This is a genomic window from Gordoniibacillus kamchatkensis (assembly GCF_000829455.1).
In the GTDB taxonomy this organism is placed as follows: Bacteria; Bacillota; Bacilli; order Paenibacillales; family NBRC-103111; genus Gordoniibacillus; species Gordoniibacillus kamchatkensis.
Genome location: NZ_JXAK01000038.1, coordinates 1 through 26,905, shown reverse-complemented (window position 1 = coordinate 26,905; position 26,905 = coordinate 1). Strand labels below are relative to the sequence as shown.

The following is a 26,905-nucleotide window of genomic DNA, read 5'->3' as shown; positions in this document are numbered from 1 at the left end:
CCCGGCTTAACCCCGAAACGCCGACTGCCGTCTAGGCTCCGCCGCGTTTCGCGCCGGCCGCATTTTTGTCGGAAATCTTTTCGAATCTACCAACTCATTGTGACAAACTTTCCGCTAGATTCCCGCTATGCTAGAGAAACCCAAATCGAGATAGGTGGTGTTGTAAGCGTTATGCTGAAACGAAGTGGTGGTTTCTCATTAGGACTGAGTATGGCGGAAATGTCGGACAAGCTGCGCGGCTCGGCTTCGGAACGGTTCGCCCGGAACCGGTTCGTGCAAGCGCTGGCGGCCCGCAAATGGGCGTTCCTGCTCGTCGGAATGGCGGTGCTGCTTGGCCGTGCCATGATTTTGGAGCAGCTGGCGCCATTCGCCGTGGCGTATTTCGCGGTCATCTATTTCGTGCGCGGCGACTTGCTTCCTTGGGTGGGTGCGGGCCTGTTCGCAGGCAGCTTGTTCGCCGTCCATCCGGAAACCGGGCTCATCGTCACCGAGCTGATCGTCTTTCTCCTCATTCAGAAAGGCGTCGAAAAGTTCGAACGGTCCGACATTTCGAACGCCCCCGTGATGGTATTCCTGACGACGTTCCTCGTCCAGCTGTTTACCGCGCTCGTTCATTCGGGGCTGACGTGGTACGCGGTGATGATGGTAGCCGTGGAAGCCGTCCTCAGCCTCGTGCTGACGCTCATTTTCGTGCAGGCGCTGCCGGTTTTCACCGTCACCCGCAAGAGCTACCATCTGAAGCACGAGGAAATCATCTGTCTCATTATTGTGCTGGCGTCGGTCATGACGGGCACGGTAGGATGGCAGGCCGGTCCGGTCACCCTCGAGCATGTGCTTTCCCGCTATTTGATTCTGCTGTTCGCGCTCGTCGGCGGAGCGCCGCTCGGAGCTTCGGTCGGCGTCATTACCGGGCTGATCCTTAGCCTCGCCGACGCGAACGCCGTGTATCAAATGAGCTTGCTCGCATTCTCCGGCATGCTGGCCGGACTGCTGAAGGAAGGCAAACGGCCGGCCGTCGCTTTCGGCATGCTGGTGGGCTCCTCGATTCTGTCGTTCTATATCGGCAGCGGAGCGAATGTGATTTCCTCGACGTGGGAATCGCTCGCCGCCATCGTCCTCTTTATGCTGACGCCGCGCAGCATCGTGCAAGTGATGGCCAAGTACGTGCCGGGCACGCAGGAAAATCTCAAGTCGCAGCAAGATTATGTGCGCCGCGTGCGCGACTTGACGGCCAGCCGGGTCGAGCAATTTTCCGAAGTGTTCCGCCAGCTCGCCCGCTCGTTCAAACAGGTGACGGTCGACAGCCAAGCGGTGCGGCGGGAAGAAGAGGTCGGCCACTTCATGAACGAGGTCGCCGCGCGGACGTGCGAGTCGTGCTGGAAAAAGAAGCAATGCTGGGAAGACAAGTTCTACGCAACTTACAAATATATGACCGATATGATGACGGAGATCGAGGTGCGCGACGCCGCTTCCAAGGACGGAACGGCGGCCGGAAGCATGACGAAGAAAGACATCCGGCCGGAGTGGAAAAGCTTGTGCGTGCGCACCGATAAAGTGCTGGAAGTGATGAAGCAGCAATACTCCCAGTATAAGAACGACCAGCACTGGAAAAAGCAGATCGTCGACAGCCGCGAGCTCGTCGCCGACCAGCTGAGCGGCGTGTCGCAAGTGATGGAAGATCTGGCCAAGGAGATCAAGCGCGAGGGACAGGAGCTGTTCGTTCAGGAAGAGCAAATCCGCTCCGCGCTCGAGGAGCTGGGGCTGTCCATTCACAGCATCGACATCATTTCGCTCGACGAGGGCAATGTGGAGATCGAGATCATCCACCAGTACACGAAGGGCTTCGACGAATGCCGCAAAATTATCGCCCCGATGCTGTCCGAAATTCTCGGCGAGCATATCGCCGTCAAGCGCGAGGAGCATCTGCCGAAGGGCGAAGGCTACAGCACGGTCGTGTTCGGCTCGGCGAAGGAGTACGAGATCGAGACGGGCATCGCCGGGACGGCGAAGGGCGGCGACCTGCTGTCCGGCGATTCGTTCTCGACCGTCGAGCTCGGCAACGGCAAGTTCGCCGTGGCGCTCAGCGACGGCATGGGCAACGGCGAGCGGGCCAGGGCGGAGAGCCAGGCGGCGCTGACGATTTTGCAGCAGCTGCTGCAGTCGGGCATGGACGAGCGGCTCGCCATCAAGTCGGTCAATTCGGTCCTGATGCTGCGCTCGACCGACGAGATTTTCGCGACGGTGGATTTGGCGTTGATTGATCAGTATAACGCGAAGACGACGTTTCTGAAGATCGGCTCCACCCCGAGCTTCATCAAACGCGACAAGGAGGTGCTGGTCATTTCGGCCAACAACTTGCCGGTCGGCATCGTGCAGGAACTGGACATCGATCTCGTCTCGCTGCAGCTGGAGCCGGGGGATACGCTCGTCATGATGACCGACGGGGTGTACGACGCGCCGGGCCATGCGGTCAACAAAGAACTGTGGATGAAACGGATGGTGCTCGAGATCGAAGCGGATACGCCGCAGGAGTTCGCGGATTTGCTGCTCGAGCGCATCGTCCGCTACCAGCAGGGCGACATCCAGGACGACATGACGGTCGTCGTCGCGCGCATCGAGAAATACCGGCCGGAGTGGGCGACATTCCGCTGGCCCGGGCTGCAGCGCATCGAGCGGCCGCGGACAGTCAGTTAGCGTTACAATAGGTTGAGGGCTTGCGGCGGGGGCGCCGCAGGCCTTTTTTTCGTTTAGGAAGCTGGGATTTTTTGTAGCCGTGCGCTCGGGCTTGCGTTGAAGAAGTTCAGGCCGTTGGAATTGGTCCAATGTTTTTCCTTCCGCTTTCTTGGGTGAGAGGGCTTCGTTGGAAACCGTCCAACTAAAAGCCGTATATTGCCTTCAAAAACAAGTTGCGAGGTTTTTTCGTTGGTATAAATCCAATGGAGAGCACGGAAAAGCTGCTTTCAACTTTAAAACATTGGATGAAATCCAGTCGCGGATCGGAGGCGGAGAAAGCTAGATTATGAGATTGTCCGAGTTCGCCCCTCTTGCCCTTCACCTCTCCCCTCACTTGCCCCCTTTTTTGAACCCTAGCCGCGAATCATGGTATGCTTACGAATAATAGAATGGGCGAACGGCCTAATCGTACGAAGGAGGACCCGTCATGACCTGGAAAATGGCGCGCATCGCCCTTGTCGCTCTGCTGACCGCCATGCTGCTCGCCGGCTGGCTGCTATGGCTGCGCCTTGCGCCGTCCGTGCCGCCCGACGCCGTCGCGCTGCGCGGCAAGCTGCTGCCTGCGGCCAGCGTGCCGGCAGCGACAGCGGCTAACGGTGCGGCTTGGGTCGCCGAAGTCCGGGTGGGGCGCAGCGCTGCGGACACGACGCCGCCAAAGGCAGATGCGGAAGGGACGGATATCGTCTATGTGTACGTACCCGGTTACCAAGCGGTCCGCTACGATATTGCTGAAGACAACCGGCCAGGGGCGCTGCGCATGCAGGGTACGCCTGCCCTGCACAAACAAGTGCTGGCCATGCTGCAAAACATCGGCGTCCCTGCAACCGAAGCGGAGCTGACGGAGCAAGGCTTCTCCTATGTCGGCCAGCAAGCCGGCTACACGGCCCGCGTCTGGTTGAAGCCGAGTGCGGCGGCGGGCGGCGCCGAAGCCGGCGGGGGCGTGTCCGGGGCAGCCGCATCCCCCTCTCCGGCTACGCCGTCTATATCCACCAGGAGCGGAAACTGGGCAAAAACGTGAGCTGGACGAAAGCGGTCAAATTGACGCCGTAACGGTTAGCCTCTGGCTTATTTGTCCATACTGGTACTAGATTGCTAGAACGTTGCCAGTATCAGGAGGCAAGTGGAGGCGGATGATGATGAAACAAATCATTCTGATTACCGACGGATGCTCGAACGTGGGGGTGAGCCCGGTCATCGCGGCGGCGCATGCCAAAGCGGAAGGGATTACCGTGAACGTGATCGGCGTCATCGATCAAGGGGAGCTCGGCCTCCTCGGTGCTGAAGAAATCGGCGAAATCGCCGGCGCCGGCGGCGGGATGAGCCGGATCGTGAAGCAGACGGAGCTGACGCAGACGATTCAGATGATGACGCGCAAAACGGTGACGCAAACGATTCAGCAGGCGGTTAACAAAGAGCTGCAGCACATTCTCGGCGATGGCGGCGGCGATCTCGAACGGCTTCCGCCGGACAAGCGCGCGCAAATCGTGCACGTCATCGACGAGTTGAGCGAGACGACCAAGCTGCAAGTGGCGCTGCTCGTCGATACGAGCGCCAGCATGAAGCCGAAGCTGGCGGCGGTGCGCGAAGCGATTCGCGATCTGCTGCTCAGCCTCAAATCGCGCGCGGGCAGCAGCCGGCTCGCCGTGTTCCATTATCCGGGCAGCATCCCCGGCGAAGAGGTGGAGATGGACAGCGGCTGGACGACAGAGCTTGCGCACATCCCCAAAATGTTCTATAAAATAAACATGAAGGGGACAACCCCGACGGGTCCGGCTTTGCTTCGCGTCACCCAATACGTTGCCGGCCGCGGCCGGGATGACGGCGAACGAGCGGGCGAGAACGCGGCCCCGCCGGCTTCAACTTTAGCGCCGTATGGCAAGGACGGAATGCTCAGTGACTACGTGGTCTGACATTACCGTTGCGCCCGGCACGCTCGTGAAGGGCGTCTGGCGCGGCGGCGTTTACCGCATCGAGCGGCTGCTCGGCGAAGGCGCCAACGGACGAGTGTACTTGGTCCGCAAAGGAAATACCCCGTATGCGCTCAAAATGGGCTTTGACCCGCTGGATCACCAGATGGAGGTCAACGCTCTTTTGTCTTTGTCCAGACAGTCGGCTTCGTGGCGTCGTTTTTTTCGCGAGTCGGACGATGCCGAGCTGGACGGCCGCCGCATTCCGTTTTTTGTGATGAAGTACATTGACGGCGTCAACATCCGTGAATTTTTAAAGCGGAAAGGCAGCATGGACTGGATCTACGTCATCGGCCACAACCTGCTGTCCCGGCTGGCGGAGCTGCATAAGCACGGCTGGATTTATGCCGATATGAAGCTGGAAAACATATTGGTGTACGGGTACGCCGGGGTCGAGCTGATCGATTACTGCGGCCTGACGGCCAAAGGCCGCGCGGTCAAGCAGTTTACGGAGCTGTACGACCGCGGGACGTGGAACGCCGGCGACCGCGTCGCGGAAGATTCGTACGACTTGTTCGCTTTTGCCGTTTTGATGCTCGCCGCCACAGATCAAACGCGCAAGCTCCATTCGTTCCAGCATATGCTGCCGCAAAACCGCACCGTCGACATGCTGCTCGAAATGGCGCGGGAGAACCCGCATACGGCGCGCTTGTACGGATGGTTCAAGCAGGCGCTGGAAGGAACGTTCGTCTCGTCGCAGCAGGCGCTCGCCCTATGGCGCAAGCTCGTGCTCGATCGAAACATGCGGGGGCCGCGCGACACGGGAATAGCGGCGCCGTGGCTGAAAGTGTGCTTCGCCGCCTCGATTATGCTATGCGTCGGAACGGTGTGTTATTTTTGGCTCGCCTGATGCGGCGGGTTCCAATTTGAAAGGAATGGACATGGATCTCGTTACCCGTACGGAGCGGCGCATACGCGCCGCCGGTTGCTGTCGCAAGGAGATGCCGTTGTCGTGGCCGTCTCGGGTGGACCCGATTCGGTGGCGCTGCTGCATGTCCTTTTTGCTTTGTCCAAACGGCCGGAATGGGGCTGGCGGCTCGTCGTGGCGCATGTCGAGCACGGCTTCCGCGGCGCCGAGTCGGCCGCGGAGGCCGATTATGTCGGGGAGCTCGCCGCCGAGCTGGGCTTGCCGTTCGCGCTGAAACGGCTCAATATGCCGGCCGAGCTCGCCGCCGCGGGCGGCAACGCGCAAGCCCTCGCCCGCGAGCGCAGATACGAATTTTTGCATGAAACGGCCCGGCAGTATGGAGCCGGCAAAATCGCCCTCGCCCATCATGCCAACGATCAGGCCGAGACGGTGCTCATGCGCGTGCTGCGCGGCACCGGGGTTTCCGGCCTGGCCGGCATACCGGAACGCAGGCGCGAAAAAAAAGTGGAACTGATTCGTCCTTTTTTACGTATATACAAGTCAGAGATTATCGAGTATGTTCGCTCGAATCATCTTCGCTTCTACGTAGACAGCAGCAACGAGTCGATGAAGTACGAGCGCAACCGCATCCGGCTGGAGGCGCTGCCGTTTTTGTCCCGCTACAATCCGCAGCTTCCGGCGGCGCTGGGGCGGCTGGCGGAGACGGCGGCGGACGACGACGCCTACATGGAGCAGGAGGCGCAAGCGGCTTTCGCGCGAATCGTCTCCGCCGGCGGCGGCGACCCTCCCGTTTATGCGCTGGAACGGGCGGCTTTTGCCGGGCTCCATGTTGCTTTACAACGGCGCATTATTAAACTAATATTAAGTTGTCTTGATTCCGGGGCAATGGCGGATTTTACCGTTTTGGAGCAATCGCGGCGCGCCATCGTTCAGGCCGACACGCCGCAGCTGGCGCTCGATCTCGGCGGCGGCTGCCGCCTTGTCCGCGAATACGAACGGATCGAGTTCCGGAGAGGGACTGACGCATCGGCGCAGTCGGTTTCTTACCATTATAAAATGGGCGAAGGGGAGCGGCTTCTGCCGATTCCGGAAATCGGAGCGGAGCTCCGCGTCGAGCCTGTTTCGGCCGTAAGCCTGACCGATTCGGACGGCTTGGCTGAAGCGGGAGCGGGGAGCGCCGTTTTCGCTGCCGACCGGCTGGCGTTTCCGCTTACGGTGCGCACTCGCCGGTCCGGCGACCGCATGCGTCCGTTTGGATTAAACGGCTCCAAAAAGGTAAAAGATATTTTCATTGACGAGAAAGTGCCGCAGCATTTGCGCGACCGGATGCCTATCGTGGCCGATGCCGAGGGGCGCATCATTTGGATTCCCGGCGTGAAACGGTCGGATATCGCCGCCGCCGGGGAAGCGGAGGAGCGGCTCGTCCGCCTGACGCTGTCCCGTATGCGCGAACCCGCGTCTTCATATTTTACTTTAGGGGGTCCTTCCTTGCTTCACGACATTCAAGAGGTGCTCTACAGCGAAGAACTTATTCAAGCCAAGATCAAGGAGCTCGGCGAAACGTTGTCCCGCGATTACGAAGGCCGCAACCCGCTCGTCATCTGCGTGCTCAAAGGCGCCTTCATCTTCATGGCGGATCTCGTCAAGCGCATCACCGTGCCGATCGAGATCGATTTCATGGCGGTATCGAGCTACGGCGCGTCCACCAAGTCGTCGGGCGTCGTGAAGATTATGAAAGATTTGGATATTCCTGTGGAAGGCCGCGACATTTTGATCGTGGAAGACATTATCGACAGCGGGCTGACACTTAGCTACTTGATCGACGTGCTCGAACGCCGCAACGCGCGGTCGGTGGCCGTCGTTGCGCTGTTTGACAAGCCGACCGGCCGCTCGGTGGAGCTGGAGCCGGATTACAAGGGCTTCGTCATTCCGGACGCGTTCATCGTCGGCTACGGATTGGATTATGCGGAGAAATACCGCAACCTGCCTTTCGTCGGGATCTTGAAGCCGGAGATTTATACCCGTTAAGATGGATTATTCACGATACACAAGAGGGGCTTTGTCTCGAGAGGAGGTAGGGGGATGAATCGGATCATCCGGAACACCGGATTTTATTTGCTTATTTTTTTAGTCACGGTCGGTATCGTCCACTTCATCAGCCAACAGAACGATCAGAAGGAACAGATTCCGTACGATCAATTCCGCAAGGAATTGGCGAAGGAAAACGTGGAGTCCGTCACAGTCAAATTCGACGGCTACACGTACTTGATCAACGGGAAATATAAAAACCCGCCCAGCCCGGAACGGAAAAACTTCGTAACCCGCGGCCCTGCGGAAGACCGGGTCATCGCCGCAATCGAAAGCCACGACGTATCCGAGGAATACCTCAAGATGGACGGCGACAGCGTCTGGATCAGCTTCCTGACGTCGATCATCCCGTTCGTCATCATCTTCATCCTGTTCTTCTTCCTGCTGAACCAAGCGCAGGGCGGCGGCGGCAAAGTGATGAACTTCGGCAAAAGCCGCGCCCGTCTATATAACGAAGAGAAGAAGCGGGTCACGTTCGAGGACGTGGCCGGTGCGGACGAAGAGAAGCAGGAGCTCGTCGAAGTCGTCGAATTCCTCAAAGATCCGCGCAAGTTCTCGGCGGTCGGGGCCCGCATTCCGAAAGGCGTGCTGCTCGTCGGTCCTCCGGGTACCGGTAAAACGCTGCTCGCCCGAGCTGTAGCCGGCGAGGCCGGCGTACCGTTCTTCAGCATCTCGGGCTCCGACTTCGTGGAAATGTTCGTCGGCGTCGGCGCCTCCCGCGTCCGCGACCTGTTCGAAAACGCGAAGAAAAATTCGCCGTGCATCATCTTCATCGACGAGATCGACGCCGTCGGACGCCAGCGGGGCGCAGGCCTCGGCGGCGGCCACGACGAGCGCGAGCAGACGCTCAACCAATTGCTCGTCGAGATGGACGGTTTCGGCGCGAACGAAGGCATCATTATTATCGCCGCGACGAACCGCCCGGATATTCTCGACCCGGCGCTGCTCCGCCCGGGACGCTTCGACCGGCAAATTACGGTCGACCGTCCGGACGTGAAAGGTCGCGAAGCGGTACTCAAAGTTCACGCTCGCAACAAGCCGCTGGCGAAAGACGTCAAGCTCGATTCGCTCTCCCGTTATACGACAGGCTTTACCGGAGCCGATCTGGAGAACCTGCTTAACGAAGCGGCCTTGATCGCTGCGCGGCGCAACCGCCGCGACATCTCGATGGCCGAGATCGAGGAAGCGTTCGACCGCGTCGTCGTCGGCACGCAGAAGAAGAGCCGCGTCATCTCCGAGCGGGAGAAGCGCACGGTCGCTTACCACGAAGCAGGCCACGCCATCGTCGGCTACCACGTCGAGAACGCCGATATGGTGCACAAAGTCACGATCGTTCCGCGCGGCCGCGCCGGCGGCTATGTGATGATGCTGCCCAAAGAAGGCGAAGACCGGATGATGCAGACGAAGAGCGAGCTGCTCGACAAAATTACCGGTCTGCTCGCAGGCCGCGTCTCCGAGGAGCTGTTCATCGGCGAAATCGCGACAGGCGCTTACAGCGACTTCCAGAAAGCGACAGAAATCGTTCGCCGCATGATTATGGAATTCGGCATGAGCGACAAGCTGGCCCCGATGCAGTTCGGCAATACGCAGGGAGCCGTGTTCCTCGGCCGCGATATCGGCCACGAGCAAAACTACAGCGATGCGATCGCTTACGAAATCGACCTGGAAATGCAGTCGATCATCCGCAATTGCTACGCCCGGGCGAAAGAAATTTTGAGCAAGCACGGGGACCAGGTGCACCTGCTGGCGAAGACGCTGCTCGAGAAAGAGACGCTCGACAAGGACGAGATCATCGCCCTGCTGGAGAACGGATCGATCGACGGCAAGGACGGCGGCGAACCGCCGGCTGCCGGCTCCGCTCCGGCAGACGGGGAAGATGTCAAAGTCAACATTCAGAGCCAGGATCAGAATGGGCCTAGCAATAAGCTCGATTTTGACAAAGATCCGGAGAAAACCGAAGAGTAAGTGATGCGATTCACAATCCGGCGTGCGGCCTCGAGCGGCGCCGGATTTTTTGCCGTTTTGCGCGTTTTTTGATCATTGACACGCAGCTAAGCGAAGTGTAAAGTAGGTGTAAACTTTCGATCATCCCATTGTATAAACCTGTCTTGCTAAACGGCAATTTGCGCGAACATACTAGGATTAAAAGGGAAGCTCAGGTGAACAGGGCAGAGCTTAATCAGGAGGGGAAGCGGCATGGCCATGACGATGGAAGCGCTGGCGCAGGAGCGCAAAGCGGAGCAAAACCGCGAGCTCAAGGAACGCATTGCGCAGCTGAAAAAAGAAAGAAACGCCATCATTCTGGCGCATTATTATCAGCGGGACGAAATTCAGGAGATCGCCGATTTCCGCGGCGACTCGTTCTTGCTGGCGCAGAAGGCGGCGCAAACCGACGCCGATGTGATCGTATTTTGCGGCGTCCATTTCATGGGGGAGAGCGCGAAAATTCTCGCTCCGATCAAGAAAGTGATCATTCCCGACGAGCGCGCCGGCTGCCCGATGGCCGATATGGTCAACGTGGAAGGGTTGAAAGCGCTGAAGCGGCAGCATCCGAACGCCAAAGTCGTCGCTTATATTAACACGTCTGCGGATATTAAAGCCGAAACGGACATTTGCTGCACGTCGCGAACGCCGTAAAAGTGGTCAATTCCGTAGACTCGGACGAGATCATTTGGGTCCCGGATAAAAATTTGGGCGACTATGTATCAAAATTCACAAACAAAAAAATGATCATCTGGGAAGGCTACTGCAACACTCACGACATGCTCACGGTGAAGGACGTCGAGGAGATGAAGGCGATGTACCCGAACGCGCAGTTCGTCGTCCATCCCGAATGCCGGCCCGAAGTCGTCAAGCTCGGCGATTTTGTCGGCAGCACGACGGCCATCATCAAATATTGCCGCGAATCGGACTGCCAGGAATTCATCGTCGGCACCGAGGACGGCACGGGATATCAGCTGCGGAAGGACAGCCCGCATAAGACGTTCCATTTTGCCACCAAATATCTCGTCTGTCCGAACATGAAAGTGAATAATTTGAAGAAAGTCGCGCGCTGCCTGGAGACGATGCAGCCGGAAATTTTCGTGCCGGAAGACGTCGCAAACAAGGCCCGCCTTTCCTTAGAGCGCATGCTGCAAGTGAAGTAGCATGCGCTACTTCTTGCCCCGAGGGTGTGATAGAGACATGTTTCCACGCTATTTGGTCGATTTCGATATCGAGCGGCTGCCGCGTGTGCGCACGAACGTCATCGTGATCGGGGCCGGCATCGCCGGGCTGTTCACCGCGATTAAGGCGAGCGAGACGAAATCGGTGCTCATGATCACGAAGAAGTCCTTGCTCGACAGTAATACCCGCTACTCGCAAGGCGGCATCGCCGCGGTCATCTCCGACGAGGATTCGCCGGAATATCACCGCCAGGATACGCTAGTGGCGGGCGCCGGTTTATGCGACCCGGCGGCGGTCGATGTGCTCGTCCATGAAGGTCCGGCGGGGGTGCGGGACTTGATCCGCATGGGCACGCAGTTTGACGAGGAGAACGGCGAGTTGGCTCTGACGAAGGAAGGGGCGCACAGCCATCGCCGCATTTTGCATGCGCATGGGGATGCGACCGGAGCGGAAATTGTCAGGTCATTGTCGGAGCGGACGAAGCAGGATCCGAACATCGAGCTGTGGGACGATCATTATGTGATCGACCTGCTGACCGAGGACGGGGAATGCCGGGGCGCGCTCGTGCAAAAGCCGGACGGCCAGCGCGTCGTCGTGGAAGCGGATGCGACGATTTTGTGCACGGGCGGCGCGGGGCAGTTGTTCCGCTATACGACGAATCCGGATATTGCGACAGGCGATGGCATTGCGATCGCGCTGCGCGCCGGGGCGGAGATCCGCGACATGGAATTTATCCAGTTCCACCCGACGGCGCTCTGTTACCCTGGCGCTCCGCGCTTCCTCATCTCCGAGGCGGTGCGCGGCGAGGGTGCAGTGCTTCGCAACATGAAGGGCGAGCGGTTTATGGAAAAATACCATGAGCAGCTGGAGTTGGCGCCGCGTGATGTGGTGGCGCGGGCAATCGTGAGCGAGATGGAAGCGACGAAGTCGACGTTCGTCTATATCGATATTACGCACGAATCGGAGGAGCTGGTGAAGCGCCGCTTCCCCACAATCTACGATTTCTGCTTGCAGTACGGGCTCGATCTGGCGACGGACTGGATTCCGGTCGCGCCTGCTGCACACTATATAATGGGCGGAGTGAAGACCGACCTGCACGGCGAGACGGCCGTGAAGCGGCTGTTCGCCTGCGGCGAGGTATCGTCGACCGGCGTGCACGGAGCGAACCGGCTCGCGAGCAATTCGCTGTCGGAGGCGATCGTGTTCGGCCGCCGCATTATCGAACGCATCGCTGCGCTGCCGCCGCTTGAACGGGGACCGCAGCAGCTGCGCGTTGCAACGCACCGGCAGGAACCGCCCCGGCAGGCGGTGGTGGAGAAAAGACTGAAGCTGCAGAAGGTCATGCTGCGCGAAGCGGGCTTTAAGCGGGATGCCAAAGGGCTTCAGCGCGGGATTGACGAGCTGAAGCGGCAGATGTCGTTCTTCGAAGGCGTCTTTTCGAAACGGGAAGAGTATGAATTTGCCAATTTATTGACTTGTGCTATGCTTACTATAAAAGCCGCTCTGCGACGCGAAGAGAGCCGGGGCGGACATTACCGCGCAGATTTTCCGGCGCGGCGCGACGACGAGTGGATTCGCCATATCGTCTTCCGCCTGACGCCGGAAGGGGAGCTTAAGGAGAGCGTACAAGATGCTGGAGCTGAACCGCGAACGGCTGCGCCGCAGCATTGAGCTGTGGCTGGAAGAAGACATCGGCACGGGCGACGTCACGACGATGACGACGATTCCGGCCGAGGCGCAGGGCAAAGGAATTATTCATGTGAAGGAAAACGGTCTCGTCGCCGGCTTGCCGGTCGCCGAGGCCGTCTTTGAGACGGTTGACCCGCAGCTGGGCTTCACCGCCAAGGTGCAGGAAGGCGCTGCGGTAACGAAGGGTACGGTGCTGGCGGAGGTTGAGGGCTCCGTCCGCAGCATTTTGCTCGGGGAAAGGCTGGCTTTGAACTTGATGCAGCGCATGTCCGGCATCGCCACCCGCACGCGGGAGTATGTCGAGGCGCTGGGTGGGCTGCCGACGCGGCTGGTCGATACGCGCAAAACGACGCCGGGGCACCGGATGCTGGAAAAGTACGCGGTGCGAGTCGGCGGCGGACATAATCACCGGTTCGGCTTGTATGACGCGGTCATGATCAAGGACAACCATATTAAAGGGGCCGGCGGTATCGGGGCCGCAATCCGCGCCGCGCGTGCGAACATTCCGCACACGATGAAAATCGAGATCGAGGTCGAATCGCTGGACCAGCTGCGGGAAGCGCTCGCCGCCGGGCCCGACATCGTGATGCTCGACAATATGGCGCCGGAGCTCATGCGCGAAGCGGTCGCCGTACTGAAAGCGCAGGCTCCGCATATTGTAGTAGAGGCATCGGGCTCGGTCACGCTGCAGACGATCCGGCAAATCGCGGAGACGGGCGTCGACGTCATCTCCGTCGGCAGGCTCACGTATTCGGTCCAGTCGCTGGACATCAGCCTCGATCTGAACGAGCGGAAAGGAGCGGCCGCGCCGTGATTCTCGTCATCGACGTCGGCAATACGAACATCGTCCTCGGCGTCTACGAGGGCAAGAAGCTGCTGCACCATTGGCGCCTGAGCACGAACCGCTCGGCGACGGTCGACGAGTACGGCATGATGATCGTCGGCCTGTTCAGCCATGCCGGAATAAAGATCGGCGACATCGACGGCGTGATCATTTCTTCTGTCGTGCCGCCGCTTATGTTTGTTTTGGAAAGCCTCTGTGTACAATATATGAATCGGACGCCATACATCGTCGGCCCGGGCATCAAGACGGGGCTCAACATCCGCGTCGAGCACCCGCGCGAGGCCGGGGCCGACCGGATTGTGAACGCGGTGGCGGCTATCGAGCTTTACGGGCCGCCTTGCATCGTTGTCGATTTTGGAACGGCAACGACGTACGACTACATCGACGAGCGGGGACAGCTCATCGGCTGCGCCATTGCTCCAGGCATCGCCATCTCTACCGAGGCGCTTTATCAGCGGGCCGCGAAGCTGCCGCGCATCGAGCTGGTGAAACCGAAAAGCGTCATCGGCCGCAATACGGTTACGGCGATGCAGGCAGGTATTATTTTCGGCTATGTCGGCCAGGTGGACGGCATCGTCGAGCGCATCAAGCGCGAATTCGCGACCAGTCCCTACGTGGTGGCGACCGGGGGCTTTGCGGAGCTTATCGCCGGGGAGTCGGCAACAATCCGGACGGTGAATCCGTTATTAACGTTACAAGGATTGCAAATTATTTACGAGCGAAATATGAAAGACAGCGAGCGGGGGACTTAGGAGGAAATGGGAGATTATCTGATCAGAGGTACGGCGCTAGACGGACGGGTGCGCGCTTTGGCCGTGCTGACGACCGGGATTACCGAGGAGCTGCGGCGCCGCCACGACACGTCGCCGGTCGCTACGGCGGCGCTGGGACGAGCGGCGGCGGCGGCGCTCATGATGGGCGCGATGTTGAAAGGAAAAGAGAAGCTGACGGTGCAAATTCAGGGCGGAGGGCCGATCGGCAAAATCGTGGTCGATGCGAACGCGGCAGGCGACGTGCGCGGCTATGTCGACAACCCGTACGTCGACCTTCCGCCGAATGCGGCGGGCAAGCTGGACGTCGCCGGGGCGGTCGGGACCGAAGGCTCTCTGTCCGTGACCAAGGACCTTGGCCTGAAGGAGCCTTATCGCGGCAGCGTACCGCTTATTTCCGGCGAGCTGGCGGAAGATTTCACGTATTATTTCGCGTCTTCGGAGCAGACGCCATCTGCCGTCGCACTTGGCGTCCTTGCCGATCGCGACGTATTCGTGCGCGCCTCCGGCGGCTTTATCATTCAGCTGCTCCCTGGGCTGAGCGATGCCGAGATCGGCGAGATCGAAGCGCAGCTGGCGGCTATTCCGCCGGTGACGGCGCTGCTCGACAGCGGCAAGACGCCGGAGGACATTTTGCGCCGGGTGCTGCCGGACGTTCAGGTGCTCGAACGGATGGACGTGCGCTTTCACTGCACGTGCACGAAAGAGCGCATCGAACAGGCGCTGCTCTCGCTTGGCAAAGAGGAGCTGCAGGCGATTTTGGACGAGGAAGGGTTCGCCGAAGCGCTATGCCATTATTGTAACGAAGCGTACCGCTTCGATGAAGCCGACCTGCGCCGAATTATCGCCCAGCTCGGGTAAAGCGGGGGCATAAAGGCCGCCAAGCGGCCGACGGATACATAAGAGAATAGCAGGGAGAACGCAATGGTGACTACGAAGCGACTATGGGCATTTGTCGCGCTCGAAGCGCTCGTCATCGCGGCGCTCATCGCGGTGCTGGCGGTTCGCGGCGGCGAAAAAGGGGGCAGCGCCGGAGCCGGGCCTGCGCCCGCCGCCTCGAACGGAGGCGGCAATGCGGCGGAAGGAAGCGGCGGCGCCGCTGCAAAAACAGTGGCTCGGATCGACGGCCACACGTTCACGATGGGCGAGCTGCAAGGAGAGCTGAGCAAGCGGTACGGCGCTACGCTGCTCAATCAACTGCTGGACCGGCAGGCGATCATGCTGGAAGGGAAGGCGCTCGGCATCGGCGTTTCGCCGGAAGACATCGACAAAGAGCTGAAGCGGATGCAGCAAGGCTATGAGAACGAAGCGCAATTTTACGATTCGATGAAAAAGCAGCTCGGCATGACCCGCGATCAAATTCGCGAGGACACGCTGTATAAGCTGCTGCTCGAGCGGATCGCCACCCGCAACGTGAAGATCGGCGACGATGAAGTGGACGCTTATATCCGCGAGCATCCGGAAGAGTTCGAGCGCAACGTGGAGCTGCATCTGGCGCAGATCATATCGGCTTCCAAGGAGCTGGCCGACAAAGCTTACGCGGAGCTGGCCAAAGGGGCGGATTTCGCCGTCGTCGCCCGGGACCGCTCGCTGGACGAGGCTACCGCAAGCGGCGGGGGCGATCTTGGCTGGGTGGAGGAGGACGATCCGTTCGTCCCGGCGCCACTCATGAAGGCGGCCCAAACGCTTAAGCCGGGGACGTATTCCCGGCCGGTCGCGCTGGACGGCGGCCGTTACGGCATCGTCCAGCTCATGGAGCGCCGGCAAAAAAAGTCGGCGGATCCGCAGGCGATCCGCGAGCAGGTGCGCAAGCAGCTGGCGCTCAGCGCTGCCCCGCCGCTGCAAGATCTCGTCAAGCAATTGCGGGATAAATACCACGCCGACATTATCGATCCTGCTTTCAATATGTAGCTTCAGCGCCCTCCCCATGCAGGCCGTGGATACAGTTGACATCGGACCTACCGACTGATAATATGAGAGTATAATACCTAGTGCTTTACTCGGATATTGCAGCGCATTGAACTTATCCATTTAGGAGGGACTTTGTCATGGCTAAATTAGTGCAAAACGTAACGCAATTAATCGGCGATACTCCGCTCGTTCGACTGAACCGCGTCGTTCCGGAAGGCAGCGCGGAAATTTACGTCAAGCTCGAATACCAAAACCCCGGCTCCAGCGTGAAGGACCGGATCGCCATCGCGATGATCGAAGAAGCCGAGAAGGAAGGCACAATCAAGCCGGGCGACACGATTATCGAGCCGACGAGCGGCAACACCGGGATCGGGCTGGCGATGGTGGCTGCGGCGAAAGGCTACAAAGCGATCATCCTCATGCCGGAGACGATGTCGATCGAGCGCCGCAACTTGCTGCGCGCTTACGGCGCGGAGCTGATCCTGACGCCGGGAGCGGAAGGCATGAAAGGAGCTATCCGCCGCGCCGAAGAGCTGGTGGCGGAAAATCCGAACTACTTCATGCCGCAGCAGTTCAAAAATCAGGCGAACGTGAAAATTCACCGCGAAACGACCGGACCGGAAATCGTCGAAGCGATCAAAGGCCATGACGGCAAGCTGGACGCTTTCGTGGCCGGCGTAGGCACCGGCGGCACAATTACCGGCGCGGGCAGCGTCTTGAAAGATAACTTCCCGGGCATCAAAATCGTAGCTGTCGAGCCCGCCGCTTCGCCGGTATTGTCCGGCGGCCAGCCGGGTCCGCACAAAATCCAAGGTCTCGGCGCGGGCTTCGTACCGGACATTCTGAATACTTCCGTTTACGACAAAGTGATTCAGGTCGAGAACGAGCAAGCCTACGAAACGTCCCGCCTCGTCGCTAAAGAGGAGGGCATCCTTGGCGGCATTTCCTCCGGCGCAGCGATTTACGCCGCGCTGCAAGTCGCGAAGGAGCTCGGCGCCGGCAAACGCGTCGTTGCCGTCGTGCCGAGCAACGGCGAACGCTACCTCAGCACGCCGCTGTATCAATTCGAAGAATAAGGCGCAGGCTTTGTGCCGCGCGTTTCGACGGAGCCCTTCGGCCGAAAGCCGGAGGGCTTTTCCTTTTGCCAGCACTGACGTATACTAAGGACTAAACTTATAGAGAAGCAGGGGGAGGAGCCGGTGAACGTCACGACTCCGGAGCAATGGGACATATGGGCGGAGCAAAGAGCCGACGCGGAGGGAAGGGTGTACACCGGGCTTCCTTATGTGGCGGCATTTCCGCTTGAAGAAGGGCTGCCCGCGACCTGGGAACGCGCATGGCAGCTGGCCGGACCGGAATCGTTCGTCTTTGAGAGCGGGCGCACCGGCTCCTACACTTACCTTGGTTTGAAGGCGAAGTCTGTAATCACAGGCAGCGGCTTGGAGGCGACGGTCACGGACGAATCCGGCAGCTCCTACACGGTGCGCGGCACGCCGCTTGAGCTGGTGAAGCAGTGGCACCGTCGTTGCTATGCGCCTCCCGTGCCCGACGCTCCGCCGTTTCTGGGCGGATGTGCCGGCTTCTGGGGCTATGACGTCGCCCGCTCGCTGGAGAAGCTGCCCGCTGGCGCCGCTCCCGACGAGACGATGCCCGATTACGCCTTCCTCCTTGTCGACGAGCTGTGGATTTACGATCACCGCAAGCGGAAGCTCTTTATTTCCGTTCTCAAAAAGCTGCGCCCCGGCATCTCGGCGCGCACGCTGTATCTGGAAGCGGAGCAACGTGCGAAGCAGATGTACGCGCAGTGGCAAGACATCGCCGCTGCCGGCCGGGAACCGGCGGTGCAGGAGCGGCTCAACCGCATCCGGCAAGCGATCCGGAGCGGCCTGCACGATATCGATCCGGAGCGGCTGGACGGCATGGAACGTTCTTTCACGAAGGAAGCGTTCATGCGGGCGGTGGAACGGATTCGGTCGTACATCGGCGCCGGAGACGTTTTTCAAGTGAATTTGTCGACGCGTCAGACGCGCAAGCTGCAGGTCAGCCCGGAGGCAGTGTATGAAACATTGCGCCTTGTTAATCCGTCTCCATATATGGGGCTCTTACGTCTTCGGGACTTAAAGCTGGTGTCCTGCTCGCCGGAGCTGCTCGTCCAGCTGCACGGCACGAAGCTGCGCACAAGGCCGATCGCCGGCACCCGGCCGCGCGCCTTGGGCGGCGATGCCGACGCCAAGCTGTCCGAGGAGCTGCTGCTGAACGAAAAGGAGCGGGCCGAGCACATTATGCTCGTCGACCTGGAGCGCAACGACCTCGGCCGCATTTCGCGCTACGGCACCGTCAAAGTGGACGAGCTGATGGCGATCGAGCGCTATTCGCACGTCATGCACATCGTGTCCGAGGTGAGCGGCGAGCTGGCGCCCGGCAAAGACGCTTTCGACGTCATTGCCGCCACGTTCCCCGGCGGGACGATTACGGGCGCACCGAAAGTGCGCACGATGGAAATTATCGAAGAGCTCGAACCGGTGCGGCGCGGGCCTTATACGGGCTCGATGGGCTGGATTGACTCGGGCGGCAATATGGAATTTAATATACTTATACGCACGCTTGTCGCCCGGAACGGAATCGGCTGGGTGCAGGCAGGCGCCGGTATCGTTATCGACTCCGTACCGGACAAAGAGTATGCCGAATCGCTGAACAAAGCCAAAGCGCTGTGGAAAGCCATTATGCTAACGGAGGAACAAGCCCATGATTCTCGTGATCGATAACTACGACTCGTTTACGTACAATTTAGTGCAGTATCTCGGCGAGCTCGGGGAAGACGTCGTGGTGCGACGCAACGACGAGATCGACCTCGCGGGTATCGAGGCGCTCCGTCCCGACCATATTCTCATCTCGCCGGGGCCGTGCACGCCGAACGAAGCGGGCATCAGCCTGGCGCTCATCGACCGTTTTAAAGGGAAAATTCCGATACTGGGCGTCTGCCTCGGCCATCAATCGATCGGCCAGGCGTTCGGCGGCGAAGTGGTGCGGGCCGAGCGGCTCATGCACGGGAAGACGTCGCCGATTTACCACGACGGCCGCACCGTTTTCGAAGGGCTGCCTTCGCCGTTTACCGCGACCCGCTACCATTCGCTCATCGTGCGCGAGGAGACGCTGCCGGACTGGCTGGAAGTGAGCGCGCGCACGGCGGAAGGCGAAATTATGGGCTGCGCCACAAGGAATACCCGATCGAAGGCGTCCAGTTCCATCCCGAATCCATCATTACCGACCACGGCCATCAGCTGCTGCGCAACTTCCTGCGCTGCGCTGCGCCTAGCATATCATAAACGGCATGATCGTCAGCATGAACGGAACTTTAATCGAACAAGCGGAAGCCGTGGTCTCGATTTACGATCACGGTTTTCTTTACGGCATCGGGTTGTTTGAAACGTTTCGCACTTACGGAGGGCGCCCGTTCCTGCTCACGCGGCATTTGGCAAGGCTGGCAGAGGGCTGCCGGCTGCTGGACATTCGTCCGGTCCCGGATGAAGCGGAAGTCCGCGAACAGATCGCGCGCCTGCTTGCCGCGAACGGGCTGGATGACGGCTACTTCCGACTCACCGTAACGGCCGGGACGGACATGCTCGGCTTGCCCGCCGGCGCTTACGAGCGGCCGAACACGATTTTGTACGTGAAGCCGCTGCCGCAGGCGGACGAGTCCGCATACCGGGACGGCAAGCCGCTGCGGCTGCTACGGACCCGGCGCAACACGCCCGAAGGCCCGTACCGCTTCAAATCCCTTCACTATATGAACAACATATTGGCCAAAAGGGAGCTGCAGTCCCTTCCCCCCGCACCTCCCTCCCAAGCCGGTCCGCCGCCGGAAGGGCTGATGCTCACGCAGGACGGACATCTTGCCGAGGGTATCGTCAGCAACGTGTTTTTTGTTAGACGAGACGGAGACGCGGGCGCAGTCGGCCCCGGCTCTAGCCCGATCCTATGCACGCCGTCGCTAGACACCGGCATTCTCTCCGGCATAACGCGCGCTCACGTGCTCGAACTGGCCAAGGGAATAAAGGAGCTTCGCACGGAGGAAGGCTTATACACGTGGCAAGATTTGCTGGCGGCGGACGAGGTGTTTGTTACGAACTCCGTGCAGGAGCTCGTGCCGGTGACGTCGCTGATCGACGAACACGGCTGCTGCCATGTCGTCGGCGGCGGTCGCAATGCGGCCTCCGTCGACGGCTTCGAGGCTGGCGCCTCCAGCGGCGGCCATGCCGCAGGCACGGCCGGCTGCTCCCGCGGCGATCCCGGCCCGATCACCGGGCGATTGCTGCAACTTTATAGGAAAGAAGCGTATTCACAATGACTCAAACGGCCAATGCAACCGGCAGCAGGCGCCTGTACAAGCTCCGCAAGCTGCCGCTCGCAAGCGGAGCTGCGCTCGAACTCGGCGCGCGCACGCTGATCATGGGCATTCTCAACGTTACGCCCGATTCGTTCTCCGACGGGGGCCGCTATACGGATGTCGATGCGGCTGTCGCCGGGGCGCGTCGCATGGCGACGGAAGGCGCCGATATACTCGACATCGGCGGCGAATCGACCCGGCCCGGCCATGCCAAGGTGAGCGCAGAGGAAGAGCTGCGCCGCGTCCTGCCGGCGATCCGCGCCGTCCGCCGCGAGCTGCCGCACATGCCGATTTCGATCGATACGTATAAAGCAGAAGTCGCGCGGGAGGCGCTGGCGGCTGGAGCCGACATCATCAACGACGTATGGCGCCTGACGGCGGATTCCGGCATGGCGCGCGTCGCCGCTGAGCATAATTGCCCTGTCATTCTCATGCACAATCGCGAACAAGCCGTATACGCGGGCGATATTATAGAAGAAATGGCGCGCGATTTGCAGACCAGCGTCGAACTGGCGCTGCAAGCCGGTGTCGATCCGGGGCGAATCGTGCTCGATCCGGGCATCGGCTTTGCCAAAACGTACGAGCACAACCTCGAAGTCATGCAGCGGCTCGGCGAGCTGATCGACCTTCTCCCGGGCTACCCGATGCTGCTCGCCACGTCGCGCAAAAGCTTCATCCGCCGGGCGCTGGACTTGCCCGCCGACGACGTCGTCGAAGGCACGGCGGCGACCGTCGCGCTCGGCATCTCGCAAGGCTGCGAAATCGTCCGCGTGCACGACGTCAAGCCGATGCGGCGCATCGCCGACATGACGGACGCGATCGTCCGCCGCGGCGCCGTTTTGCCGGAACAACTAGTGTTCTGATTCGGCATGAAAGGGCACCTCATACGTAAGGCCGTTCACGTGGAGGGGGACCAATAGGAACTTTTGTATTATGAGCTAAAGGAGCTGACAGCGATGACGAGCGGCAGCAACTTGGATACGATTACGCTGAGCGGGATGGCGTTCTACGGCTACCACGGCGTTTTTCCGGAAGAGACAAAGCTGGGCCAGCGGTTTGTGCTCGATGTCGCGCTGCGGCTGCCACTTGAGCAAGCGGGCCGCAGCGACGATTTGACGCTGACGATCAACTATGCCGAAGCGTACGAGCTGATCAAGCGCATCGTCGAGGGCGAGCCGTACAAGCTGATCGAGGCGTTGGCCGAACGGGTTGCAATGGAGCTGATGCAAACTTATACTAGTATCCATGAACTGACGGTCCGCGTAACGAAGCCGCATCCGCCGTTTGACGCGCAGCTTCACGGGGTGGCGGTTGAAATTCAGCGAAAGCGGGCGGGAGTCCATCCATGACGACAGCAAACGATAACCGGCCGTCTCAGCCTCAGCCTCGCCGGCTCGCTTACCTCGGGCTCGGCTCGAATATAGAGCGGCGCGAGCAATATTTGGAGCGGGCGATCGCAGCGCTCCGCGCCCGGGACGACGTCGAGGTCGCAGCCGAATCGAGCGTTTATGAGACGGAGCCGGTCGGATATACAGACCAGCCGGCTTTTTTGAATATGGTCGTTGCCGTTCGCACGCTGCTGGCTCCCCGCGAGCTGCTGGCCGTCATTCTCGATATCGAGCGTTCGCTCGGCCGCGTCCGCACGTTACGCTGGGGGCCGCGCACGATCGATATCGATCTGCTTCTGTACGGGGATGCTGAAGTTTCGGAGCCGGACCTTACCGTGCCCCACCCGCGCATGGGCGAGCGCGCCTTCGTGCTCGTTCCGCTGCTGGAGGCGATGGCTGGCGGGCTATCGCCGGCCTCCCTCCGGGAATCCTTCGCACGGCAGTTGGAAACACTGGAAGGAAAGGAAGGCGTCATCTTATGGAGAAATTCAACATCGCGCAGCGCATCAGAGCGTTCCGCAAATTGAAAGGCTATACCCAGAACGAGCTCGCCGACCAGCTGGGCGTATCGATCGCCATTCTAGGCGCTATCGAACGCGGCACCCGCAATCCAGACCCGAAAATGTTACAGCACATCGCCGGGGTGCTCGGCATCGAAGTGGAAGAGCTGAGCCCGACCGTTACTCGATAGGAAGAACCCCTATCGAATTATTTTCGAAGATGAGAGCTGCAAGTATTGCGGAGCAAAAATCGCTTCGTAAGCAAGGTAAAACTGCAGTTTTAAGCGAAGGGAGGATGAACTTATGTTGAAAATAGGAAACGTCGTCGCCCCGAACAACGTCGTTCTGGCCCCGATGGCCGGCGTCTGCAACCCGGCTTTCCGGCTCATCGCCAAAGAGTTCGGCACGGGTCTTGTGTGCGCGGAAATGGTAAGCGACAAAGCGATTTTGCATGGCAACTCGCGCACGATGGAAATGCTGTACGTGGACGAGCGCGAGAAACCGCTCTCTTTGCAAATTTTCGGCGGCGATAAAGAGTCGCTTGTCGAAGCGGCCAAAATCGTAGACACCCGCACGAATGCGGACATTATCGATATCAACATGGGCTGCCCGGTGCCGAAAGTGACCAAATGCGACGCCGGCGCGCGCTGGCTGCTCGATCCGGCCAAGATCGAAGAGATGGTGTCGACCGTCGTCGACGCGGTCAGCAAGCCCGTTACCGTGAAAATGCGCATCGGCTGGGACCACGAGCACATTTACGCCGTGGAAAACGCCAAGGCCGTCGAGCGCGCCGGCGGCGCCGCCGTCTCGGTGCACGGTCGCACGCGCGAACAGATGTACACCGGCAGGGCCGACTGGAACATCATTAAGCAGGTGAAGGAAGCCGTCAGTATTCCGGTTATCGGCAACGGCGACATCACGACTCCGGAAGATGCGAAGCGCATGCTCGACGAGAGCGGCGTGGACGGCGTCATGATCGGCCGCGGCGCTCTCGGGAACCCGTGGATGCTGTACCGCACCGTTCAATTTTTGACGACCGGGGAGCTGCTGCCCGAACCGTCTCCGGAGGAGAAGATCCGTATTGCGATCCTGCACATGGACCGGCTTCTCGCCCTGAAGGGCGAGTATACCGCCGTGCGCGAAATGCGCAAGCATCTGGCTTGGTATTTGAAAGGCTTGCCGGGCGCCGCTCGCATCAAGGACTCGATTATGGAAGAAACGAAACGCGACAATATGGTACGCATTCTCGAAAGCTTCATCGCCTCTCTCGACATGACCGAAGCCGCTCCCGCGCACGTATCCGAAGCCGAAACAACCGCGGCCGCCGTCCACTGACGAGGCAATTCCCTTTGTTTGACAATCGGGGCACCTTGCAATATAATCAGGCAATAACCCGAGTCATGAGAAGGTTTTTCGGTAATATATTAAGGATACGTGCAGACCTCATACATGCAGCCCACTTTTCACAGAACGGGAGATCGGTAAAATGAGCGAGAAAGAAGTCATTCTTACCCAGGAAGGTTTAAAGAAGCTCGAAGAAGAGCTTGAGCACCTCAAATCGGTCAAGCGCCGCGAGGTGGCGGAGCGAATCAAGGTGGCCATCGGCTACGGCGATATTAGCGAGAACTCCGAATACGAAGACGCGAAGAACGAGCAGGCGTTTATCGAGGGCCGGATCATCACCTTGGAGAAAATGCTGCGCAACGCGCGCATTATCAACAGCGAAGAAGTCGGCACCGACACGGTAAGCATCGGATCGCTCGTCACGCTGAAAGACTTGGAATTCGGCGATACGGTCGAATATACGATCGTCGGTACTGCCGAGTCGGATCCGTTCCAGAACAAAATTTCGAACGAAAGTCCGGTCGGCAAGGCGATCCTTGGCAAACAGAAGGGCGCGACAGTCGACGTTAGCGTACCGGCGGGCGTCATCCAATATCAGATCATCGATATTCAGAAGAAGTAATCGGATGGATGGACTTAGGACGGAAAGCTTCCCTGGCGGAAGCTTTCTTTTAGCATTTATACCCCCGATAGGAGTGTTATCAACATGACCCAGGAGACGGAATCAAAAGAGCTCAGCGAGCTGCTGCAAATTCGCCGCGACAAACTGGACGAGCTGCGCGGCCTCGGCGTCGACCCGTTCGGGCAAAAATTCGCGCTCACCCATCATGCCAAGCAGGTGCTTGACGCCTACGACGGGATGAGCAAGGAGGAGCTGGACGCGAATCCTCCTGCCGTCAGCGTAGCGGGCCGCATTATGCAGAAGCGGGGGATGGGCAAGGCAAGCTTCGCCCACATCCAGGACATCACCGGCAAAATTCAAGTGTACGTGCGGGAAGATGCCGTCGGCGCAGACAAGTACAAGGCGTTTGACCTGCTCGATATCGGCGATCTGGTCGGCGTGAAGGGCGTCGTTTTCAAGACGAAAACGGGCGAGACTTCCGTGAAGGTGCAATCGCTCGAGTTCGTCACGAAGTCGCTGCTGCCGCTGCCGGAGAAGTACCATGGGCTGAAGGACGTCGAGCTTCGTTACCGCCAGCGCTACGTGGACCTGATCATGAATCAGGACGTGCAGCAGACGTTTATTACGCGCTCGAAAATTATTCAGTCGATGCGACGTTATCTCGACTCGCGCGGCTATTTGGAAGTGGAGACGCCGACGCTTCACGCCATCGCCGGCGGCGCCGCGGCGCGCCCGTTCATTACGCACCATAACGCGCTCGATATGCAGCTTTATATGCGGATTGCCATTGAGCTGCATTTGAAGCGGCTCATTGTAGGCGGGCTGGAGAAGGTGTACGAGATCGGCCGTGTGTACCGGAACGAAGGGATCTCGACGCGCCATAACCCGGAATTTACGATGATCGAGCTGTACGAGGCGTATGCCGATTATCAGGACATTATGCAGCTTACCGAAGAGATGATTGCGCATATCGCGAATGAAGTGCTCGGTACGACTAAAATCCGCTATCAGGGCCATGAAGTCGATCTGGAGCCAAAATGGCGCCGCGTGTCGATGGTCGACGCGATCCGCGAGGTCGTCGGCGTTGATTTCAAGCGCGAAATGAGCGACGAAGAGGCGCATCGTCTGGCGAAAGAGCACAAAGTGCCGGTGGAGCCGGGCTATACGTTCGGGCATATCGTCAACGCGTTTTTTGAGCATTTCGTTGAGGAGACGCTCATTCAGCCGACGTTTATTTACGGCCATCCGGTGGCGATATCGCCGCTGGCCAAAAAGAACGCCGAGGATCCGCGGTTTACGGACCGCTTCGAGCTGTTTATCGTTGCGCGCGAGCACGCCAATGCGTTTACCGAGCTCAACGACCCGATCGACCAGCGCGAGCGCTTTGAAGCGCAGCTGCGGGAGAGGGAGCAGGGCAACGACGAAGCGCACATGATGGATGAAGATTTTATCCGCGCGCTGGAATACGGCATGCCGCCGACGGGAGGTCTCGGCATAGGCATCGACCGACTGGTCATGCTGCTTGCCGATGCGCCTTCGATTCGGGACGTGCTGTTGTTCCCGCTTATGCGCGAGCGCCAGGGCGAAGTATAGATCAGATCGTTATGCGGGGGCCTGCGGGCCTCCGTTTTATTGTTTGCGGATTGGCGGGAAATGTCGCTTGCACGGGTCGTGTAAGTCTTTCAAGTTGCCCAAGAAAGGCGGAGCGGCGGATGGGAATGTAAGCCTATGAGCGTAACATGCGCCTTTGAACTCGTGTTTCCACCATGTTTTCTTATTCGAGGAAACACGAGTGTGGGCGAAGCCGGAGACCCACATTCTTAGGTCTGCGGCGCAGCCATGCTTTCTCGGGCAACCTGAAGTCTTTCCTTTTGCGCAGCGAACATATTCGTTATCTTGAGTCATGCGTGACGCTTGTAGAGCCCGAATGGACTGAAACGGCGATTAGCGCAATAACATTCCATGATGTAAGAACAATATTCCTTATGAAGGTACTGTAGGGCGCTAACCTGCCCGATTGATGGATTTCCACTCGAAAAAACGTCCCTATTGTCTCTAAATAAAGAACTTGGTCTTAACGGTACGCAATTGTTGCCGTTGCTAGCCGTCCAGGCAGGGCCGAGAGAGTATGCGTTCGAGTTCCTTAAGTTCGGGTTTTGTTTTAACGAATGGCGAGAAATGGTGCTTGCATTTGCGGGCGCGTCTGTGGTATCTTAGAACTCGCCGCTTCGAAAGCTAGGCAAAACGAAGTGGTTCCAATAACTTCCGGTTGCGCCGAATGGCGTGGCTGTGGTATATTAATCAGGTCGCCGCTGAAACGGCTGGCGATGAAAAGCAAGACGATTGCTCCTTGAAAACTGAATGACGAGTGAGAGGTTTTCGTGAGGAAAACAACACGCAAGTGTTAAGTAAGAGCTATAGATTCAAACTTTATTGGAGAGTTTGATCCTGGCTCAGGACGAACGCTGGCGGCGTGCCTAATACATGCAAGTCGAGCGGATCCTCGTGCTTCCTTCGGGAAGCACTGGGGTTAGCGGCGGACGGGTGAGTAACACGTAGGCAACCTGCCTGTAAGACCGGGATAACTACCGGAAACGGTAGCTAAGACCGGATAGCTGGTCTTCTCGCA

21 protein-coding genes, 1 rRNA gene and 3 pseudogenes are annotated in these 26,905 nt (G+C 59.4%); all 25 read left to right on the top strand.

Features of this window, described 5'->3' with window-relative positions; genetic code table 11:
* The first annotated feature begins 171 nt into the window (after positions 1-171).
* Entirely contained in the window at positions 172-2,694 is a 2,523-nt protein-coding gene (spoIIE, locus tag SD70_RS20235; RefSeq protein ID WP_041049324.1) for a stage II sporulation protein E, read from the top strand.
* Positions 2,695-3,160: 466 nt separating this feature from the next.
* A complete protein-coding gene (locus tag SD70_RS20230) occupies positions 3,161-3,751 on the top strand; it encodes a hypothetical protein (protein ID WP_041049323.1) in 591 nt (196 codons plus the stop codon).
* 118 nt (positions 3,752-3,869) lie between these two features.
* Positions 3,870-4,643: a vWA domain-containing protein gene (locus SD70_RS20225; protein WP_041049367.1), complete on the top strand. Its 774-nt coding sequence runs from the start codon at positions 3,870-3,872 to the stop codon at positions 4,641-4,643.
* On the top strand, positions 4,627-5,550 hold the full coding sequence (locus SD70_RS20220; protein WP_041049322.1) for a protein kinase domain-containing protein: 924 nt from the start codon (positions 4,627-4,629) through the stop codon (positions 5,548-5,550). The genes SD70_RS20225 and SD70_RS20220 overlap by 17 nt, the downstream gene beginning before the upstream one ends.
* A 102-nt stretch (positions 5,551-5,652) precedes the next feature.
* Positions 5,653-6,927: pseudogene (gene tilS / locus SD70_RS38320) on the top strand (tRNA lysidine(34) synthetase TilS); the annotation flags it as partial.
* A 129-nt stretch (positions 6,928-7,056) separates the two neighbouring features.
* The gene (hpt, locus tag SD70_RS39885) at positions 7,057-7,596 is read left to right on the top strand and encodes a hypoxanthine phosphoribosyltransferase (RefSeq protein ID WP_082053522.1); all 540 of its coding nucleotides are present in this window, start codon (positions 7,057-7,059) and stop codon (positions 7,594-7,596) included.
* Between the two features lie 54 nt (positions 7,597-7,650).
* Complete coding sequence (gene ftsH / locus SD70_RS20210) at positions 7,651-9,621, top strand: ATP-dependent zinc metalloprotease FtsH (RefSeq protein WP_041049320.1); 1,971 nt, start codon at positions 7,651-7,653, stop codon at positions 9,619-9,621.
* Between the two features lie 243 nt (positions 9,622-9,864).
* Positions 9,865-10,802: pseudogene (gene nadA / locus SD70_RS20205) on the top strand (quinolinate synthase NadA).
* A 37-nt stretch (positions 10,803-10,839) separates the two neighbouring features.
* Entirely contained in the window at positions 10,840-12,492 is a 1,653-nt protein-coding gene (gene nadB / locus SD70_RS20200) for an L-aspartate oxidase (protein ID WP_082053517.1), read from the top strand.
* Complete coding sequence (gene nadC / locus SD70_RS20195; RefSeq protein ID WP_041049319.1) at positions 12,452-13,324, top strand: carboxylating nicotinate-nucleotide diphosphorylase; 873 nt, start codon at positions 12,452-12,454, stop codon at positions 13,322-13,324. Before nadB ends, nadC begins: the two co-directional genes overlap by 41 nt.
* The gene (locus SD70_RS20190; protein WP_041049318.1) at positions 13,321-14,106 is read left to right on the top strand and encodes a type III pantothenate kinase; all 786 of its coding nucleotides are present in this window, start codon (positions 13,321-13,323) and stop codon (positions 14,104-14,106) included. Before nadC ends, SD70_RS20190 begins: the two co-directional genes overlap by 4 nt.
* 6 nt (positions 14,107-14,112) lie before the next feature.
* Positions 14,113-14,985 carry an Hsp33 family molecular chaperone HslO gene (gene hslO, locus SD70_RS20185; RefSeq protein WP_041049317.1) on the top strand — a complete coding sequence of 291 codons (873 nt, stop codon included), beginning with the start codon at positions 14,113-14,115 and terminating at the stop codon, positions 14,983-14,985.
* Between the two features lie 63 nt (positions 14,986-15,048).
* The gene (locus tag SD70_RS20180; protein ID WP_052487683.1) at positions 15,049-16,035 is read left to right on the top strand and encodes a peptidyl-prolyl cis-trans isomerase; all 987 of its coding nucleotides are present in this window, start codon (positions 15,049-15,051) and stop codon (positions 16,033-16,035) included.
* 137 nt (positions 16,036-16,172) lie between these two features.
* Complete coding sequence (cysK, locus tag SD70_RS20175) at positions 16,173-17,111, top strand: cysteine synthase A (protein WP_041049316.1); 939 nt, start codon at positions 16,173-16,175, stop codon at positions 17,109-17,111.
* Positions 17,112-17,234: 123 nt separating this feature from the next.
* Complete coding sequence (locus SD70_RS20170) at positions 17,235-18,800, top strand: anthranilate synthase component I family protein (RefSeq protein WP_041049315.1); 1,566 nt, start codon at positions 17,235-17,237, stop codon at positions 18,798-18,800.
* Positions 18,781-19,361 (top strand): annotated as a pseudogene (gene pabA, locus SD70_RS20165) (aminodeoxychorismate/anthranilate synthase component II). Before SD70_RS20170 ends, pabA begins: the two are co-directional and overlap by 20 nt.
* 5 nt (positions 19,362-19,366) lie before the next feature.
* Positions 19,367-20,383, top strand: a complete 1,017-nt coding sequence (locus tag SD70_RS20160) for an aminotransferase class IV (protein WP_041049314.1) — start codon at positions 19,367-19,369, stop codon at positions 20,381-20,383.
* Complete coding sequence (folP, locus tag SD70_RS20155; RefSeq protein WP_082053516.1) at positions 20,380-21,285, top strand: dihydropteroate synthase; 906 nt, start codon at positions 20,380-20,382, stop codon at positions 21,283-21,285. Before SD70_RS20160 ends, folP begins: the two co-directional genes overlap by 4 nt.
* 111 nt (positions 21,286-21,396) lie before the next feature.
* On the top strand, positions 21,397-21,771 hold the full coding sequence (gene folB, locus SD70_RS20150) for a dihydroneopterin aldolase (protein ID WP_041049363.1): 375 nt from the start codon (positions 21,397-21,399) through the stop codon (positions 21,769-21,771).
* Positions 21,768-22,337 (top strand): 2-amino-4-hydroxy-6-hydroxymethyldihydropteridine diphosphokinase, encoded by a 570-nt coding sequence (gene folK, locus SD70_RS20145; RefSeq protein ID WP_041049313.1) that lies wholly within the window; start codon positions 21,768-21,770, stop codon positions 22,335-22,337. Before folB ends, folK begins: the two co-directional genes overlap by 4 nt.
* Positions 22,289-22,501, top strand: coding sequence for a helix-turn-helix domain-containing protein (locus tag SD70_RS20140; RefSeq protein WP_041049312.1), 213 nt, complete (start codon positions 22,289-22,291; stop codon positions 22,499-22,501). Before folK ends, SD70_RS20140 begins: the two co-directional genes overlap by 49 nt.
* 112 nt (positions 22,502-22,613) lie before the next feature.
* Positions 22,614-23,645, top strand: a complete 1,032-nt coding sequence (gene dusB / locus SD70_RS20135; protein WP_041049311.1) for a tRNA dihydrouridine synthase DusB — start codon at positions 22,614-22,616, stop codon at positions 23,643-23,645.
* A gap of 151 nt (positions 23,646-23,796) precedes the next feature.
* Positions 23,797-24,276: a transcription elongation factor GreA gene (gene greA, locus SD70_RS20130; protein WP_041049310.1), complete on the top strand. Its 480-nt coding sequence runs from the start codon at positions 23,797-23,799 to the stop codon at positions 24,274-24,276.
* Between the two features lie 84 nt (positions 24,277-24,360).
* Positions 24,361-25,869, top strand: a complete 1,509-nt coding sequence (gene lysS / locus SD70_RS20125; protein WP_041049309.1) for a lysine--tRNA ligase — start codon at positions 24,361-24,363, stop codon at positions 25,867-25,869.
* Between the two features lie 837 nt (positions 25,870-26,706).
* Positions 26,707-26,905 (top strand): 16S ribosomal RNA (locus SD70_RS20120); the annotation flags it as partial.